Origin of the sequence: Campylobacter sp. CFSAN093238 (assembly GCF_012898015.1) — a bacterium.
Taxonomy (GTDB): domain Bacteria; phylum Campylobacterota; class Campylobacteria; order Campylobacterales; family Campylobacteraceae; genus Campylobacter_D; species Campylobacter_D jejuni.
Genome location: NZ_CP040611.1, coordinates 933,093 through 947,106, shown reverse-complemented (window position 1 = coordinate 947,106; position 14,014 = coordinate 933,093). Strand labels below are relative to the sequence as shown.

Sequence of the window (14,014 nt, the reverse complement as noted above, 5' to 3'; positions counted from 1 at the left end):
GGCTTTTTGCCCTTTATATTGATTTAGGATAAAATATGCAAAAAAAATACAAAAATATTATTTATGCTTCTTTGGGTGGAATTTTAGAATTTTATGATTTTGTGCTTTTTGCCTTTTTTTTGGATATTTTTGCTAAGGTATTCTTTCCGCAAAATGATGCTTTTTGGATGCAGATAAATGCTTATATAGCCTTTGGTGCTGCTTATTTAGCGCGTCCTTTTGGTTCTATTGTGATGGCACATTTTGCTGATAGATATGGAAGAAAGAATATTTTTTATATTTCTATGCTTTTGATGGTTTTGCCTAGTTTTGCTTTAGCTTTTTTGCCAAGTTATGAAAGTATAGGTATATTTGCTACTTTGATTTTATTTACTATACGCATTTTGCAAGGTTTAGCCGTTGGAACTGAGGTGAGCGGAGCTTGGATTTATGTGAGCGAATTTGTCAAAGGGCGTCAAATTCCTTTAGCTCTTGGTTTTATTTCAGCGACTTTAACCATAGGTTTATTGCTAGGAAATATTGCCACTTTAGGCATAAGATCTTATTTTACCCCAGAAGAAGTTCAAAGCTATGCTTGGAGAATTCCTTTTATCATAGGAGGATTTTTTGGAATTTTAGCTTTGTTTTTAAGAAATAAACTCAGCGAAACTCCAGAATTTATAAAAGTTCAAAATGAAAAGAAAATTTTAAGTTTTCCATTGTTCGAAGCTTTAAAAACTCATAAAATGAGTATGCTTGTTTGTTTTTTAATGACCATGGTTTTAACAAGCGGTGTGGCAACTTTGATGATTTTACCTAAGTATTTTGAAAGTCTTTTAGCTATGAGTAAAACTTCTGCTTTATGGGTGCAAAATTTTGCTATTTTAGCGGTGATTTTTGGAGCTTTATTTCAAGGTTTTTTAGCAAGCAAATGGGGAAGCTATAGGATTTGTTTTATTTTTAGTATAGCTTTTATTATTTTTGGTGTGCTTTTTAGTTTTTATGATGAGAATTTTTTATTTTATTTTTTACTGGCTTGTTTTGCACAAGGTATTATTACTTTCGCGCCTGTTTTTATGACGCAAATTTTTAAAAGTGAACTGAAATTTAGCGGGCTTAGTTTTGCTTATAATATTTCTTATGCGATTTTAGGTTTTTTAACCCCTTTTATAGTTAATGCTTTTTATAAAGAGTATTTGGGTATTTATCTTGCTATAGTGGGATCTTGTTCCTTGCTTTGCGTGTTTTTGTTAAAACGCGTTTTTGTAAGAAGCAAGATTAAAGAATTAAGCATTGTCTTTTAAAACTTCAAAAACAACCTTAGATATTTTTTCAACTGAAGCGATTTCACAATGCTCATCAGTTGAATGAGGATTATGGATATTTGGGCCTATAGAAGCGCATAAAAGCTCTTGTTTTTTCTCTATAATGCCACACTCAAGCCCTGCATGGATAGCTGAAACTTTGGCATTAGGCGATACTTTTTTAAGCGCTTTAAAAACCATGTCGCTAAGTGCGTTTGGTTTGCCTTCCCAAGGTGGATAGAAATTAAAACTTCTTACTTTAAAATCAAAAGCCTTGAAAAATTCTAAAGTTTCAAATTCTACTTGCTTAAGTCCATCAAGTATATTAGATCTTGCAAAAAGTGCGAATTTGATTTGGTTATCTTGCATTCTTAAAGTAGCTAGGTTAATGCTTGTTTGAACTATATCTAGATTTTCATCATAAGCTCTAACTCCATGAGTGAAAGAATTTATAAGGCTTAAAAGTTTTTTACTTTGATCGCAAATTTCAAATTTATTTTCTTCTTTAAATTCGCATTTTATCCAGTCGTTGCTCTTTACTTCATCTTTAAAATGCACTAAAGCTTTGGCGTGTTTAGGTATAGAATTGATTCTTTCTCCGCCTTCAAAAGAAATGATTTCTCCTTCATTCTCTTGTATGAATTTAGCCATTTCTTTGATGGAACTTTTTTCATTGCGTATGATATTTATGCCTGAGTGTCCACCTTTAAAATTTTGCGCACAAAGCTCATAAATTTTACCCTTTTTTCTAAGGGTATTAAAAGACAAACTTGCTTCTATATCTACTCCACCTGCACAGCCTATCATGATCTCATCATCGCTTTCATGATCTAAATTTAAAAGCATTTTAGATTCTAAAGTGTGCTCGAGTGAATTCACTCCCATGAGTCCTACTTCTTCATCGTTTGTAAAAAGACATTCTAAATTTTCAAATTCAGCCATAGCACTCATCATGATGGCTATACCTATGCCATTATCTGCACCAAGACTTGAATTTTTGGCTCTTAAAAAGCCATTTTCTTCATAAACTTCTAAGTTTGGTGCATCGCCCATACAGACCATATCATAATGGCTTTGTAGACAAATTTTTGGTTTGCCTTTTATGGCATGGATATTTCCTGCCTTATCTACACTCACCTTAAAGCCTTTATCTTTGGCGTAAGAGCTTAAAAATTCTTTCATTTGTTCTGTTTCATAACTGCAATGAGGAATTTTGCATAATTGTTTAAAATTTTCTATAACATTTTGCATTTTATCTCCTTTGTTTTGATAAAATTATGGCATATTTTTTAAAATTTAAAGGCAAAATGATTAAAAAATGAGAATAAATTATAAAAAATTATTTAATCTAAGAAAATTATTAAGTGATCCAAAAAAACTTTTTTCTGTATTAATCTTCACTCTTGTAGTTGTTTTTATCCAGAACTATATTGCCCAAAATTCTAGTTTTGAAGGAAAAGTAGTTAGAATTATTGATGGAGATACTATAGAAGTTAATCATGAAAACAAACTCGCTAGAATAAGATTTTTTGGTATAGATGCACCAGAACTTAAACAAAGTTTTGGAAAGCAGTCAAAAGAAGCTTTAAGTAGAATTTTAAGTGGCAAACAAGTTGAAATTATTTATAAAAATAAAGATACTTATGGTAGAATTGTTGCTATTGTAAAGCTTAATGATGTTGATATTAATCGATTTTTGGTAAGCAAAGGCTATGCTTGGGCTGATACTTACTATAGTAACGCTTATACCAAAGAACAAGAAAATGCTAAGAAAAATCATTTAGGTCTTTGGAAAGAGAGTAATCCTATAGAGCCTTATAAATGGAGAAAACACAATAAATTCTAAGGAAAAACATGAAAAAATATACTTTAATGGTGCTATTAGCTTTAGGAATTTCTGGATGTTTTGTAAATGAAAGAGGGATTTCAAATCGTTTTTATGATGATTGTAAAGAGTATTATGATGGAAGTGGAACTTATCATAAGGATTGCCCAAAAAATTGGGTAGATATTAAAATGACTCCTTGATTATTTTCCACCCACAGAGGCCATTAATGCAGCTGCTACAGCTTCTGGATTGTTGATTTTGGCACCTTGTTCTTGATTTTCTGTAGGTTTAACAGTGTTAAGTGGCGGACGCTTGAGTTTAAATATATGCTCATCGGTGCTAACAACTTGTATCGTTCCTTCAAACATTTTAACTTCTTTAACATGTCCAACCACTTTTACATCTCTTTTTTTGGAGGTTTCGTCAAAAAGTGCATGAGCTTCAAGTTCTAAAACATCGCCTAATTTAAGCGGAGCATAAAAAAAACATTTTGATCCAATAATCACTGAAAATTCTTTATTGATAGAGGCTTGTGCTACATAGTTTGCCGCAGCGAAAATAAAGGCATCAAAAATCAATCCTTGATCATCTGCTACCATTTCGCTTGTGGTTATTAAAATTGATTTGGCATAGTTTTTATCAATTTCTATAATGGTTCCAGCAAGAGAGGTGTTTAATTCAGGACAAGTGAGTAATTCTGCTCTAACGCGAGATATATCTTCTGCAGATGCGTATTCTTCAAGTTGTGCATATTCTTCAAAATTATCTTTTTTTGCCATATCTAACCTTTAAATTCTACTTATCTACTTCAAAATATCTAATTTTCAATATCGGTAAAAAATAAAAAGAATTTATATTTTAATGCGTATATAAACTCTTTTGGGTGCTTCATAGCCTTCAATGGTAAGATTTTTATCCTTTGGATCTAAGAAATTTTCCAGCGAAAAAGAGTCTATCCATTCTGTTTTTCTTTGTTCGTTTTCATCGGTTTTTTTTGTAGCCAAAACTTCAAATTCTTTAAATCCTGCTCTTTCACACCAGTTTTTTAATGCACTAATGCTTGGTACAAAATAAATATTTGGAATTTTAGAATAAGTTTTATTAGGCACAAGAGCGATTTCTCTCTCATCTTCTATATACATGGTATCTAAAAAAACAACTCCATTTTTATTAAGTCCTGCTTTTAAATCTTTTAGCATTTTTATAGGATCACTTCTATGATAAATCACCCCAAGACAGAAAATCACATCAAATTTCAAGCCATAGCTTGGAAGATCTTCTACGCCTAAAAGTTCGTATTTTATAGGAGTTTTAGCTAAAGCGTTAATGAGTTCAAATTGCAAACGGTATTTGATAGAAGGATCAAAACCTATGAGTTTTGCAGGATTAAATTCAAGCATTTTAAACATATAATAACCATTATTACAGCCTATATCAGCAACGCATTTTTGAGAAATTTCGTTCATGAAAGGCTTTAGAATGTTGAATTTAATAAAACTTTGCCATTCTGTATCGATGAAAAGATCGTCTATTTTAAAAGGACCTTTTCTCCATGGTTTAAGTTCTTTTGCTATAGCTAAGATTTCATCTTTGGCTTGAGAATTTGTAGATAAATTTACACTATCATCTAAAGAAAAATTACAAGCAAGATTGAGAGCTTTAAGTTCTTGAATTTTAGCGTATAAAGGGTGATTTAGAAATTGTTTTTCAAGTAAATTTTCTTGCATTTTTATCCTTGACATTTGCTTTTAATGCTAAATTATAACATTAAAAGCTTTTATGGCAATATAAATTATATGCATTAAATATTTGATCAAAAATAACTCAAAAATACTTTCTAAAGATTACATAAGCTTTAGAACTATAATCATCATCTAGCTTATACTTCTTTAAAGCTCTAGCTAAATCAAGCTTGACATAAAAATTCCCTGTTTTATTATAAAGCAGTTGTAAACCATAAGCATCTATATAGTTTGTATAAGAATCATTCTCATACCAAGAATAACTTATATCATAAAAAGGAGTAATATAAAAAATCTTTTAAAGGAGTAGCCATTCTAAGTCCAAAGCTGGCCACTACAGCATTATCTCATTATTATAAGCCCTTACTCCATAAGGACCTCCTAAAGATATGGTTTCACTACTATCTAATGTAGATCCATTGATAACTTGTTGATAATTTAAACTAAAAAGATGAGTAAAGGTATCATTAAGGAAATAAGCATTGTTAAGATTGACATTGAGTTTAGCAAATTTTCCAAAGCCATCTCCATCTGTTTTAGAACTCATTCCTAATATAGTAGTTCCCCATCTTTAACATTATCATAGCTTACATTAGCACTATAAGAAAAACTATCATTACTAATGCCATTATAAACTCCTTCTATACCAAAGCTTATCGTATCAGAGCTTTTATCTATAGTCATGATATTTAATCTTGAATTACTAAGCTTTTTATGATAATAACTTGAAGTTAAATAAAAAGAATTATAAGTCGTAATCCACAAAGGATATTTTAAATCTATACCTAGATTTTCAGAAGTTCCTATAAAGTTTGCATTTTTATAAGCTCCTCCTAAAGCATAGTTTCTTTTAGAATAACTTCGAGTGATTTTTAAATTCCCTAAGAAAGTAGTATAGCTTATACCATAGTTAGTTTGTGCTTCATCGCTTCTTTGCAAATAAGCATTAAGACTATCTCTTTGATGAGCTATGTTATTAAAACTCATACTAGCACCACCCCTATTATCTGCCTGATTCTTTTATACCGTAATTATCTCCATAAAACAATACAGAAACAAAGCTATCACTAGGGGTAGTTTCTATCACTATATCTGTGTCACCTAGATTATCTCCTGCTTTTAAAGAAGCAAGGGTTTGTATGCCATACATTTCATTGACTTTATAAACCGCATCTTCTACTAATTTAGTAGTGATGATTTCACCTTTATGATTAGGTAATTTGCTTTCTATAGTATAATCTCTTACACTAGGATTGTTTTGAACCACATATTTACCTAAAACACCTAAGGTGATATTGATTTGAATTTGATCTTTTAGTTCTTGTTGTGGGATATAAGCTGTAGCAGCAGGATAACCACTAACTTGAACATAATAAGAAATAATATTGGCTATATCTTGTAAGTCTTGAACTGAAATACTTTCTTTTTTGTAATCGTTTAAGGCTTCTTGTAAAACTTGCTCATCTAAACCTAGATCTTTAAAGTTTATGTTTTTATTGGTAATATGAAAGTTAAAGCTAACTTTATGAATTGATTCTTCTTTAGAAGTATTTTTTAAAGAAGGAGTGTTTGAATTTGGGGTTTTAGTTTTTAAAGTATTACCATTAGACAAGTTAGGTTGATTTTTTTGAATGTTGTTATTATCTTTTTGAGTGTTTTTCTTTGTGTTGGTGGTTTTTGAATTATTATTATTATTATTATTATCACTAGTATTAGAATGATCTATGATAATCACTCCATCTTTTACTTTTAAAGTGTTATTGTAGTTTTTTAAGTTAGCATCTTCTTTATAAGGAGATTGTTCTAACATTTGTATGGTTTTTTTATTATCTTTAGTATCACTAGCATAAAGGCTTAAGATAGCTAAACTAGATAGTAAGATAATGCGTTTTATTTAAATTTTCCTTAGTGTTTGTTTGATTTTTAATCTTTAAACTTTGTTTGTTTTTTAATTTTTTAACAAGATCCAAAAGGCTTTTAACCTTTTGGATTTTAATCATCTTGAGCAAGGATTTCCTGCTTTAAAATTATCCGATACTATACAACATTACCACTTTCTTGAGTACTGGCTTCATCTATACTTGCTTGTTTATCATCTTCATTGATATTTGGATCTTCATCTGTAGTTTGTATAAAAAGCTGTAGCAATGCCAGGTTCTTGTTGTCCTATGGTATCATTTGGGTTATTATTAGAACCGTTGTTGTTGCTATTGTTAATATCACCTGAATCGGTTCCATCGTTTCCGTTGTTGGAGTTGTTAGATCCTAAATTTATAATGGATACTGGCTTATAGTTTGCACTATATTTTCATTGACTGTAAGATGACTAGTTCCATTTATGCTCGCACTTGCTAAAGTTTTATTAGAATTTTCTAAACTAGAATTAGTATTCGCTGTAGCGATTTGAAGAGCTATTGTAGCTTGTTGTAAATCACTAGAAACTTTATCTACAGCTTGTTTTAAACCTGCAATAACTTTATCGCCATTATTACCTGTTATACCACTTAGAGCTGTATTGTAAGCTTTAACTGCTTCATTATAAGCATTTGCAGCAGTATCGTAAGTTTTTTGAGCGTTTTCTTGCCCTTCGGTCATTTTAGGAATTTTGAGAAAGAATTTCCTTTGTTTTAATAATGGCTTGATTAGCTTTTCCTAGATCACCATAAGAATTTCCCAATACTTCCTTTAAAGCGTTTGCAAATGTTGCATTATTGCTATCTTGAGTTTGTCCATATAAAGCAGTAATAAAATCCATACTTTGATTATGCTTGTTAGTTCATCAGCTGTTAATATTTTTCCATCTTTATAAAATTTACTTAAGTCGCTAATATCAACACTAGAATTAAATTTCAAGTCATTAAATATAGAATTTAAAACTTCATTTGAGATGTTATCTTTAGCAATAAGATCGCTAGTTTCTTTATAGCCTATTGTGTCTGTTGGATCTCCTCCTGGTCCAGTTAAGCCTTTATTAGATCTTATACTCAATATTACAGAGTCTTCTTTTTTATTGTATTTGATGCAGGACCACGAATGACAAATGTATCATTACTATAGACATTAAGATAGACGGTATTGGATTGTTCTTTTTTATTTGTAAAAATGAATTTACCATAATCAGTGCCACCATATTTCATATTTGAAACTTGATTGCCTGCCATAGCAACTCTTTCTCCTACCGTTATAGTTTCTAAATTTATAACATTTCCTGCATTGGATTTAATTACAGGTGATATTGTTTTAGGATTTCCTTTAAATGCTGAAAGTTTTCCATCTTTTGCAAACTCCTTCATCTCCTTATCACCTATTGATGAAGCAGACAGAACAATTTTTTTCCACCTTTACCCACTACTATGCCATTAGGATTGATTAAAAAGATATTATTGCTTCCGCTATTGAGTGTTCCATCTATAATGAGAGCTTTTAGAACCATAGACAATATTTAAATAATTTTGGTTAGTTTTTCCTTGTCCAAAATTTACAGTTTCATCACTTGCTATATTAAAACCACCACTAACACTTATACTTCCACTTGTTCCATGAGTGAACTTACCCCCACTTGGTAAAGCATAGCTTTGTGTAAAAAGTAAAGAACCTACAACTAAAGACAAAGAAAGTTTATTTAACTTTTTCATGACTTGCTCCTTTTTGTAAGATTAAGATTTAAGAATCTTTTGTTTATATTTATAAAAATACAAATAAATTATTCCTATCTTAAAGATAGGAATAATTTATTTTATCCTTGCGTAAATGCTTTTGCCATCTTGAGATATTCTTACTTCATAAGAAAGTTTTTGTAAATTCATCTTTTTTAATTTATCTATAGAACTTAGTTTAAAATCTTCTTTGTTTTTTTGCATTTTTTCAATAAAGCTTTGAAGTTCTTCTTGATTTAAAGTATTAGAGTTTTCATCTATAAAACCTTGCTCACTTTGTAAGATTAAGATTTCTTTATTTTTAATATAGGGGTATTACTCTTTGAGGGTGTAAAGAGCTAATACTCCTTAGCTAGAAATATTAATAGGAGCATCGTATGACTTCAAAAAGGGGAGTTGTGTTGATTTTATTGGATGCAATAAGATAATAATGCTCAAAGTTATTAATAATTCTAGCTTCAACTTTAGTATTTAAAATCAGTCTATTGTTTTTACTTAAACTGATATCTGAAGGAGCTATAGCATTAGAAGTACTATAATTATCTTCATAATGTACTAAGGCTCCTGCTAATATATCTATGAAAGTGTTTTTAAATATATTTAAATTCCCGCCTATATAAGGTATTATTATAAGATTTAGCTTCACTTAAACCTGTAATGGCCGAAGGAGCTATAAAAACAGAATTGTTATTTTTATACTCATCAAGATTGAGATTGTTTATGATTAAGGTATTATCATGGCCATTGTTTGAAAGTCCAGCTATAATACTTAAAATTCCTTCTCTTTTATCTGAAGCTACACCAAATAAAGTATCATTGATAATGATTTTATTATAAGCAGCTTCATTATAAGCCATAATCAAATAAGCATTATCAGCTGCATTAGAAGAATAGTTTTTTATATCTATGGTATTATGATTGGCTTTATCTAAAGCTCTTATGATGATTTTAGAACCTTTATCTGTATTACTTGTATCAGTAATGCTTTGAACATTGTTATAATTTATAGTATTATAAGAAGCTTCTTTGGCTTCTGTTAATACAGTTAGATTTCTAAAAGAAGCAAAATCTTTAATCGATACTTTATTGTTATTAGCACTACTAGGATAAAAGTCTTGATTATTAAGAAGGTTTTTCTTAGCTGTATAAATGTATACAGGTAAGGTTGACATAGAATTATTAATATAAACTTTATTATAATCCGCACTGCCTTCTAAGGTTCTAGCAGCTATAATATTTAAAGCATCTTTATAGCTTTGAGAAAGATCGGTTGTGGTAAGATCGTTTTTAATGTTAATGGTATTATGATTAACTCCTTTAGTTGCAAAGTCACCATAAAAAGAATGTTGGTTATAACCTAAGAAGTTATTAGCGATTTCTAAAGGATGTTTTAATTCTATGTTTAAGGTATTATAATTTACTTCTCCATTATTATAAGCTCCTGCGTAGAAGTTAAACAAAGCTTGAGCAAAAATGTTCCCATTGTTTTTATTTTTTTAGGTTTTTAATATCTTTTAATATTGATAGTATTATCTAAGGCTTGTCCTTGTTCGGTTTTTCCACCCAAAAAATCAGCAAATAAAACAGAATTATAAGCTAAGGGTTGTTTATCATGGTTCATATACATATCAAGATTAAAACTATCTATGTCTAAAAGGTTTTTACTGGCTTGAAAGTTTTTATCTGATTCGCTATCTATATAACCTGCGCTAATATGAGCAGCAGCTAAACTAGCATAAGCTTTGCTTGGACCATGGATAATCATATTAGCATCTTTGATAAAGATTTTATTGTTTTTTACATTACCTTGATAAGCTAAACCACCTACAAGGTGAGTGATTCTTTCATCAAAGGTATTATTACCATTTTTATCTTTTTTAGGCAAGAAAGTAAAAAACTCTACACTGCTACCTGCTTTTATATTTAAACTATTATTTGTAGAATCTCCATAAGTGGTTATAGCTCCGATTAAATAAGGAGAACCATTTAAGGCTAAATCATAAGTGTTCTCAACTCCCATACTAATATGGGCATCTTTTTGAAGTATGGTTTGGTTATAGCTTGCATTACTATAATGAGTAAAGGTAGAACTCATTAAGAAATTCATGCGTTGATTGCTTTTAGAATTACTAGGGTTTTTATATGAGTATCTTTAGGTTTAAGATAAAAAACCGAACTAAGTTCTCCTTGTTCTAATATAAGTTTGTTATAACTTGCATCAGCATGATCGGTTTTTGCTGTGATTAAAAAAGGAAGCACTCTAACTGTTTTTTATACTACGATCGGCTGTATTAACACCATGCCTTGCTTTAAAAGAAAGAAATTCATCTTCTCTCATATCAGGAGTAAGTAAATAATGTTTAAAATTTAAATCGTTTATATTTGTAATATTTGGTTTATGATTGTTAAATATTGTTAATATATTGTTTAGAACTCTTAGCATAATAATTTATACCTTGGAATTTTTTATAAGTAGAATTGGTTTTATCATAAAGTTCGTTATCATTAAAATAATGCTTTGGAATATTGAAATTTCGATTGTCTGTAGTATTTGCTTGAGTGGCTGCAAAAGCGTTGATGCTTAAGAAGGTAACAATGGAAAGTTTAAAACAAAATTTCTCTATACCCCCTCCCAGTGAAGTTAAAAAGCTTTATTAAATTAAGATTGGACGGAATTTTTAATATAAACTAAAAAGCGATATCAAAGAATTTCCGTTGTATAATCTAATGTTTTTTAAATGTGAAATATTTTTTAAGGTAAAGCGATGAAAATGCGTGTGTATTATGAAGATACTGATGCGGGTGGAGTGGTGTATCATAGTAATTATTTAAAATTTTGCGAGAGAGTAAGAAGTGAAATTTTTTTCAATAAAAAAGTAGATATTTTTGATGCGTCTAAGGGACATTTTTTACTTACAAAAGCAAATTGCAATTTCTTAAAACCTGCAAAACTTGGAGATATGATAGAGATTAAAACAAAAATTTTAGAAGTCAAAAATGCTTCTGTGGAAATTTTACAAGAAATTTATAAAGATGAAATTTTGTTTTTTAAAATGGAATTAACTTTAGCTTTTATTAAAAACGAAAAACCAGCTAGAATGGATATGCAGTTAAAAAAGCTCTTTGAAGAATTATTTTAATTCTTCAAAGCTTGCTTGCTTACCTTGCATAAGACGCACTTTGTAATCAACTTGAGAATTTTTGATTTTCTCATCAAATAAACTTTCGCTTTTTTTATTTAGGAATTCGGTATAAAAGTAATCAACTCCTATGCTAGTAGCATAAGCAATCCAGTTATAATCTATACTTTGATTAAAAATTTCATTAAGATAGACTAAGTTATCATCGTGGTTATTGATAGAATTAGCAATGATAAAATTTTCTCTATCTCCTTGTTGTGTTAAACTTAAAAATGTTGGATTATAGTTGATTTGAGTGGATAAAAGCACATAAGGATGAATGTTATAAATTCTTAGTTGAGAACTTGCTAGAGCTGTTTTGATCAATGGAGCGTTAAAAAATATTGAGGCATTATTAACTCCACCTTGTGATCTTAAAAGTCTGCTGAAATCAAGCTTCTCGCCTTCTATGGTATATATTCTAGCATTATTATTTTGAGCAAGAATTCTTGAATTTAGATTGCTTGATAAGGCAGAGCCATCGCTAAATATTGCGATATTAGCATTTGATTTGCTTAAAAGTGTGGCAATTTGAGCATCATAGTCAATACTTCCAAAAATAATATTTTGATTTGAAATTTGTATGTTGTTTTTATGGATAGTCGGTATGAAAATTTTCATATTTCCTGAGTAATTTTTCAACTCATTAGCACCTTTTAAGGTAAATCCAGCTATGGCATACTGATATCCTTGAGCTTGTGCTGCATCAAGCGCGGCTCGAATTTTATCACTATCTTCTGTGCCGGTTAAAAAAACTTTTACTTTGATTTCAGCTCTTTGTCTTAAAAGATAGGCTATGCTTGAATTTATTATAGTATTTGAGTAGCTTTTTATGGTTTTTTCTGGGATAATTATCGCAAGTTTGACAGAAGTAATTTTTTGAACATTTTTTTCAAAATCAGTAATGGAATTTAATAATTTTGCATAAACATTAGATAAAAATTGATCGTTTTGATCTGCAAATTCACTTAAAAAACTAAGATATAATCTTGATTCTAAAAGATCAAAAAGACAATTTGTGTTGCATTCTTGAACGCTTAATTTAGGATAAAAATTTTCAACGGGTTTTACATCGACTAATTTTTGCTCTTTTGCATTAAGCAAAAAGCAAGATAAGAAAAATATTAAAAATATTTTTTTCATAAAAATCCTTTAATTTTTTTTAAATCTTGTATAAAATTTTTTTCATAACTTGGATTTTTTTCTATAAAATCTAAATCATAACTTGGCATTATGAAAAAATTTTTATAAGCAAAAACTTCACCTTTTAAAATGTGATAATCTTTAAATCCCAAGCTTTTAAATGTATATTCTCCTAGACAAAGCAAAAAAGCAGGTTGAATCAGTTTTAGTTCGTTCCAGAAAAATGGTAAGCAAGATTGTAGCGAAAAATCATCAAATTTTCCATTACAAAAACATTTAAATAAATAAGAAAAATAAAAATCTTCATCGCAAAGCCCTAAAATTTGATAAATATAGTGTTTTAATTTTTCACCTTTTTTTGAATTAAGTAAAATTCCGCTTTCATTTTCACTCTTTTGCCCAAAAACATCAAGAATTAGCAATTTGGCATTTTTTATCTTAGGCTCCATAAGACTAAATTTTCTTGTTTTGGAAAATTGGCATAAGGTGCAAGATGAAACAAGTTGTTTTAATTCTTGAAAATTTTGTACTTGTTCAAAGTGGTTTGTATGTGTATCAACAAAGTTAAATCCCATAGCTTTTAAATAATAAAGACTTCTTATCATAAATCACACAATTTTTCTAAATTTTCTCCACTTAGACGATAATTTCTCCATTGTTTAAGATGTTTAGCGTTTAAACTTTCATAAAAATTAATACCTAAAATATTATCATTTAAGCAAACCCAATCGAGTCTTTTTAAATTTTCTTTTTTGCAAATTTCTCCTAAAAATTTAAACACAGCTTTTCCATAACCTTTTTTACGAAAATTTTCTCGTATATAAATATCTTCAAGATAAATTCCACCGCTGCCCCAAAAAGACGAAAAAGTATAAAAATAAATCATATAGCCTATAGTTTTTTCATTTTCTTTTAACAAAAAAGCACGAGCAAATTTATTTTTTAGTAAAGAATGTTCCAGTTTTTCTTTCGTGCATTGAAGAAAATCTAACATATCTTCGTATTTTGCAAATTCTATGATCATTTCTTGTAAAATATCTAAATCTTCTTGTCTTAAATCAATAATTTTAAATTCTGACATTTTTAACCTTTTAAAAATAATTTCAAAATTTATCAAAAGAATTTAAAAATTACTCTTAATCAAAAGCAATTTATAAGTAAGATTAAGATAAAATACAAGTTT

At 29.2% G+C, this 14,014-nt stretch carries 16 protein-coding genes and 2 pseudogenes; 4 read left to right on the top strand and 14 right to left on the bottom strand.

Features of this window, described 5'->3' with window-relative positions; translation table 11 throughout:
- Positions 1-35 precede the first annotated feature (35 nt).
- Entirely contained in the window at positions 36-1,283 is a 1,248-nt protein-coding gene (locus FBF21_RS04970) for an MFS transporter (RefSeq protein ID WP_002869891.1), read from the top strand.
- On the opposite strand, the gene FBF21_RS04965 is transcribed toward FBF21_RS04970, so the two are convergent.
- Entirely contained in the window at positions 1,266-2,534 is a 1,269-nt protein-coding gene (locus FBF21_RS04965; RefSeq protein ID WP_002869892.1) for a M20/M25/M40 family metallo-hydrolase, read from the bottom strand. The two genes, FBF21_RS04970 and FBF21_RS04965, sit on opposite strands and share 18 nt — an antisense overlap.
- Positions 2,535-2,601: 67 nt before the next feature.
- Here FBF21_RS04965 and FBF21_RS04960 point away from each other — a divergent pair, with 67 nt between their 5' ends.
- Together FBF21_RS04960 and FBF21_RS04955 are read left to right on the top strand one after the other, a co-directional pair.
- On the top strand, positions 2,602-3,129 hold the full coding sequence (locus FBF21_RS04960; protein ID WP_002853671.1) for a thermonuclease family protein: 528 nt from the start codon (positions 2,602-2,604) through the stop codon (positions 3,127-3,129).
- An 8-nt stretch (positions 3,130-3,137) separates the two neighbouring features.
- Positions 3,138-3,311 (top strand): hypothetical protein, encoded by a 174-nt coding sequence (locus FBF21_RS04955; RefSeq protein WP_002853638.1) that lies wholly within the window; start codon positions 3,138-3,140, stop codon positions 3,309-3,311.
- Here the strand turns inward: FBF21_RS04955 and FBF21_RS04950 are convergent, their stop codons facing one another.
- From FBF21_RS04950 to FBF21_RS04925, 10 genes and pseudogenes are all read right to left on the bottom strand, one after another.
- A complete protein-coding gene (locus FBF21_RS04950; RefSeq protein ID WP_002853367.1) occupies positions 3,312-3,890 on the bottom strand; it encodes a hypothetical protein in 579 nt (192 codons plus the stop codon).
- A 72-nt stretch (positions 3,891-3,962) separates the two neighbouring features.
- Entirely contained in the window at positions 3,963-4,853 is an 891-nt protein-coding gene (gene cmoB, locus FBF21_RS04945; RefSeq protein ID WP_002859209.1) for a tRNA 5-methoxyuridine(34)/uridine 5-oxyacetic acid(34) synthase CmoB, read from the bottom strand.
- Between the two features lie 82 nt (positions 4,854-4,935).
- Positions 4,936-6,663, bottom strand: a pseudogene (locus tag FBF21_RS04940) (ShlB/FhaC/HecB family hemolysin secretion/activation protein).
- Positions 6,664-6,721: 58 nt separating this feature from the next.
- The gene (locus FBF21_RS04935; RefSeq protein WP_002860721.1) at positions 6,722-6,862 is read right to left on the bottom strand and encodes a hypothetical protein; all 141 of its coding nucleotides are present in this window, start codon (positions 6,860-6,862) and stop codon (positions 6,722-6,724) included.
- A 262-nt stretch (positions 6,863-7,124) separates the two neighbouring features.
- Positions 7,125-7,448, bottom strand: coding sequence for a hypothetical protein (locus FBF21_RS09225; protein WP_032596646.1), 324 nt, complete (start codon positions 7,446-7,448; stop codon positions 7,125-7,127).
- A gap of 90 nt (positions 7,449-7,538) precedes the next feature.
- The gene (locus FBF21_RS09220) at positions 7,539-7,841 is read right to left on the bottom strand and encodes a hypothetical protein (protein ID WP_224328101.1); all 303 of its coding nucleotides are present in this window, start codon (positions 7,839-7,841) and stop codon (positions 7,539-7,541) included.
- Positions 7,842-7,843: 2 nt separating this feature from the next.
- Positions 7,844-8,146 (bottom strand): hypothetical protein, encoded by a 303-nt coding sequence (locus FBF21_RS09215; RefSeq protein WP_032596644.1) that lies wholly within the window; start codon positions 8,144-8,146, stop codon positions 7,844-7,846.
- Positions 8,147-8,245: 99 nt separating this feature from the next.
- Positions 8,246-8,488 (bottom strand): hemagglutination domain protein, encoded by a 243-nt coding sequence (locus tag FBF21_RS09210; RefSeq protein WP_025998005.1) that lies wholly within the window; start codon positions 8,486-8,488, stop codon positions 8,246-8,248.
- A gap of 96 nt (positions 8,489-8,584) precedes the next feature.
- Positions 8,585-8,713 (bottom strand): hypothetical protein, encoded by a 129-nt coding sequence (locus tag FBF21_RS09395; protein ID WP_002867420.1) that lies wholly within the window; start codon positions 8,711-8,713, stop codon positions 8,585-8,587.
- A gap of 144 nt (positions 8,714-8,857) precedes the next feature.
- Positions 8,858-11,133 (bottom strand): annotated as a pseudogene (locus tag FBF21_RS04925) (hypothetical protein).
- Positions 11,134-11,274: 141 nt separating this feature from the next.
- Between FBF21_RS04925 and FBF21_RS04920 the strand changes: the two are divergent.
- Positions 11,275-11,649 (top strand): thioesterase family protein, encoded by a 375-nt coding sequence (locus FBF21_RS04920; RefSeq protein WP_002859213.1) that lies wholly within the window; start codon positions 11,275-11,277, stop codon positions 11,647-11,649.
- Here the strand turns inward: FBF21_RS04920 and FBF21_RS04915 are convergent.
- Genes FBF21_RS04915 through FBF21_RS04905 form a run of 3 tightly spaced genes read right to left on the bottom strand, consistent with a single transcriptional unit; the run spans position 11,641 to position 13,912 of the window.
- A complete protein-coding gene (locus FBF21_RS04915; protein ID WP_002869898.1) occupies positions 11,641-12,831 on the bottom strand; it encodes a hypothetical protein in 1,191 nt (396 codons plus the stop codon). The two genes, FBF21_RS04920 and FBF21_RS04915, sit on opposite strands and share 9 nt — an antisense overlap.
- Positions 12,828-13,436, bottom strand: a complete 609-nt coding sequence (locus tag FBF21_RS04910) for a uracil-DNA glycosylase family protein (RefSeq protein WP_002853338.1) — start codon at positions 13,434-13,436, stop codon at positions 12,828-12,830. The genes FBF21_RS04915 and FBF21_RS04910 overlap by 4 nt, the downstream gene beginning before the upstream one ends.
- The gene (locus tag FBF21_RS04905; protein WP_002867426.1) at positions 13,433-13,912 is read right to left on the bottom strand and encodes a GNAT family N-acetyltransferase; all 480 of its coding nucleotides are present in this window, start codon (positions 13,910-13,912) and stop codon (positions 13,433-13,435) included. The genes FBF21_RS04910 and FBF21_RS04905 overlap by 4 nt, the downstream gene beginning before the upstream one ends.
- Between the last annotated feature and the right edge of the window lie 102 nt (positions 13,913-14,014).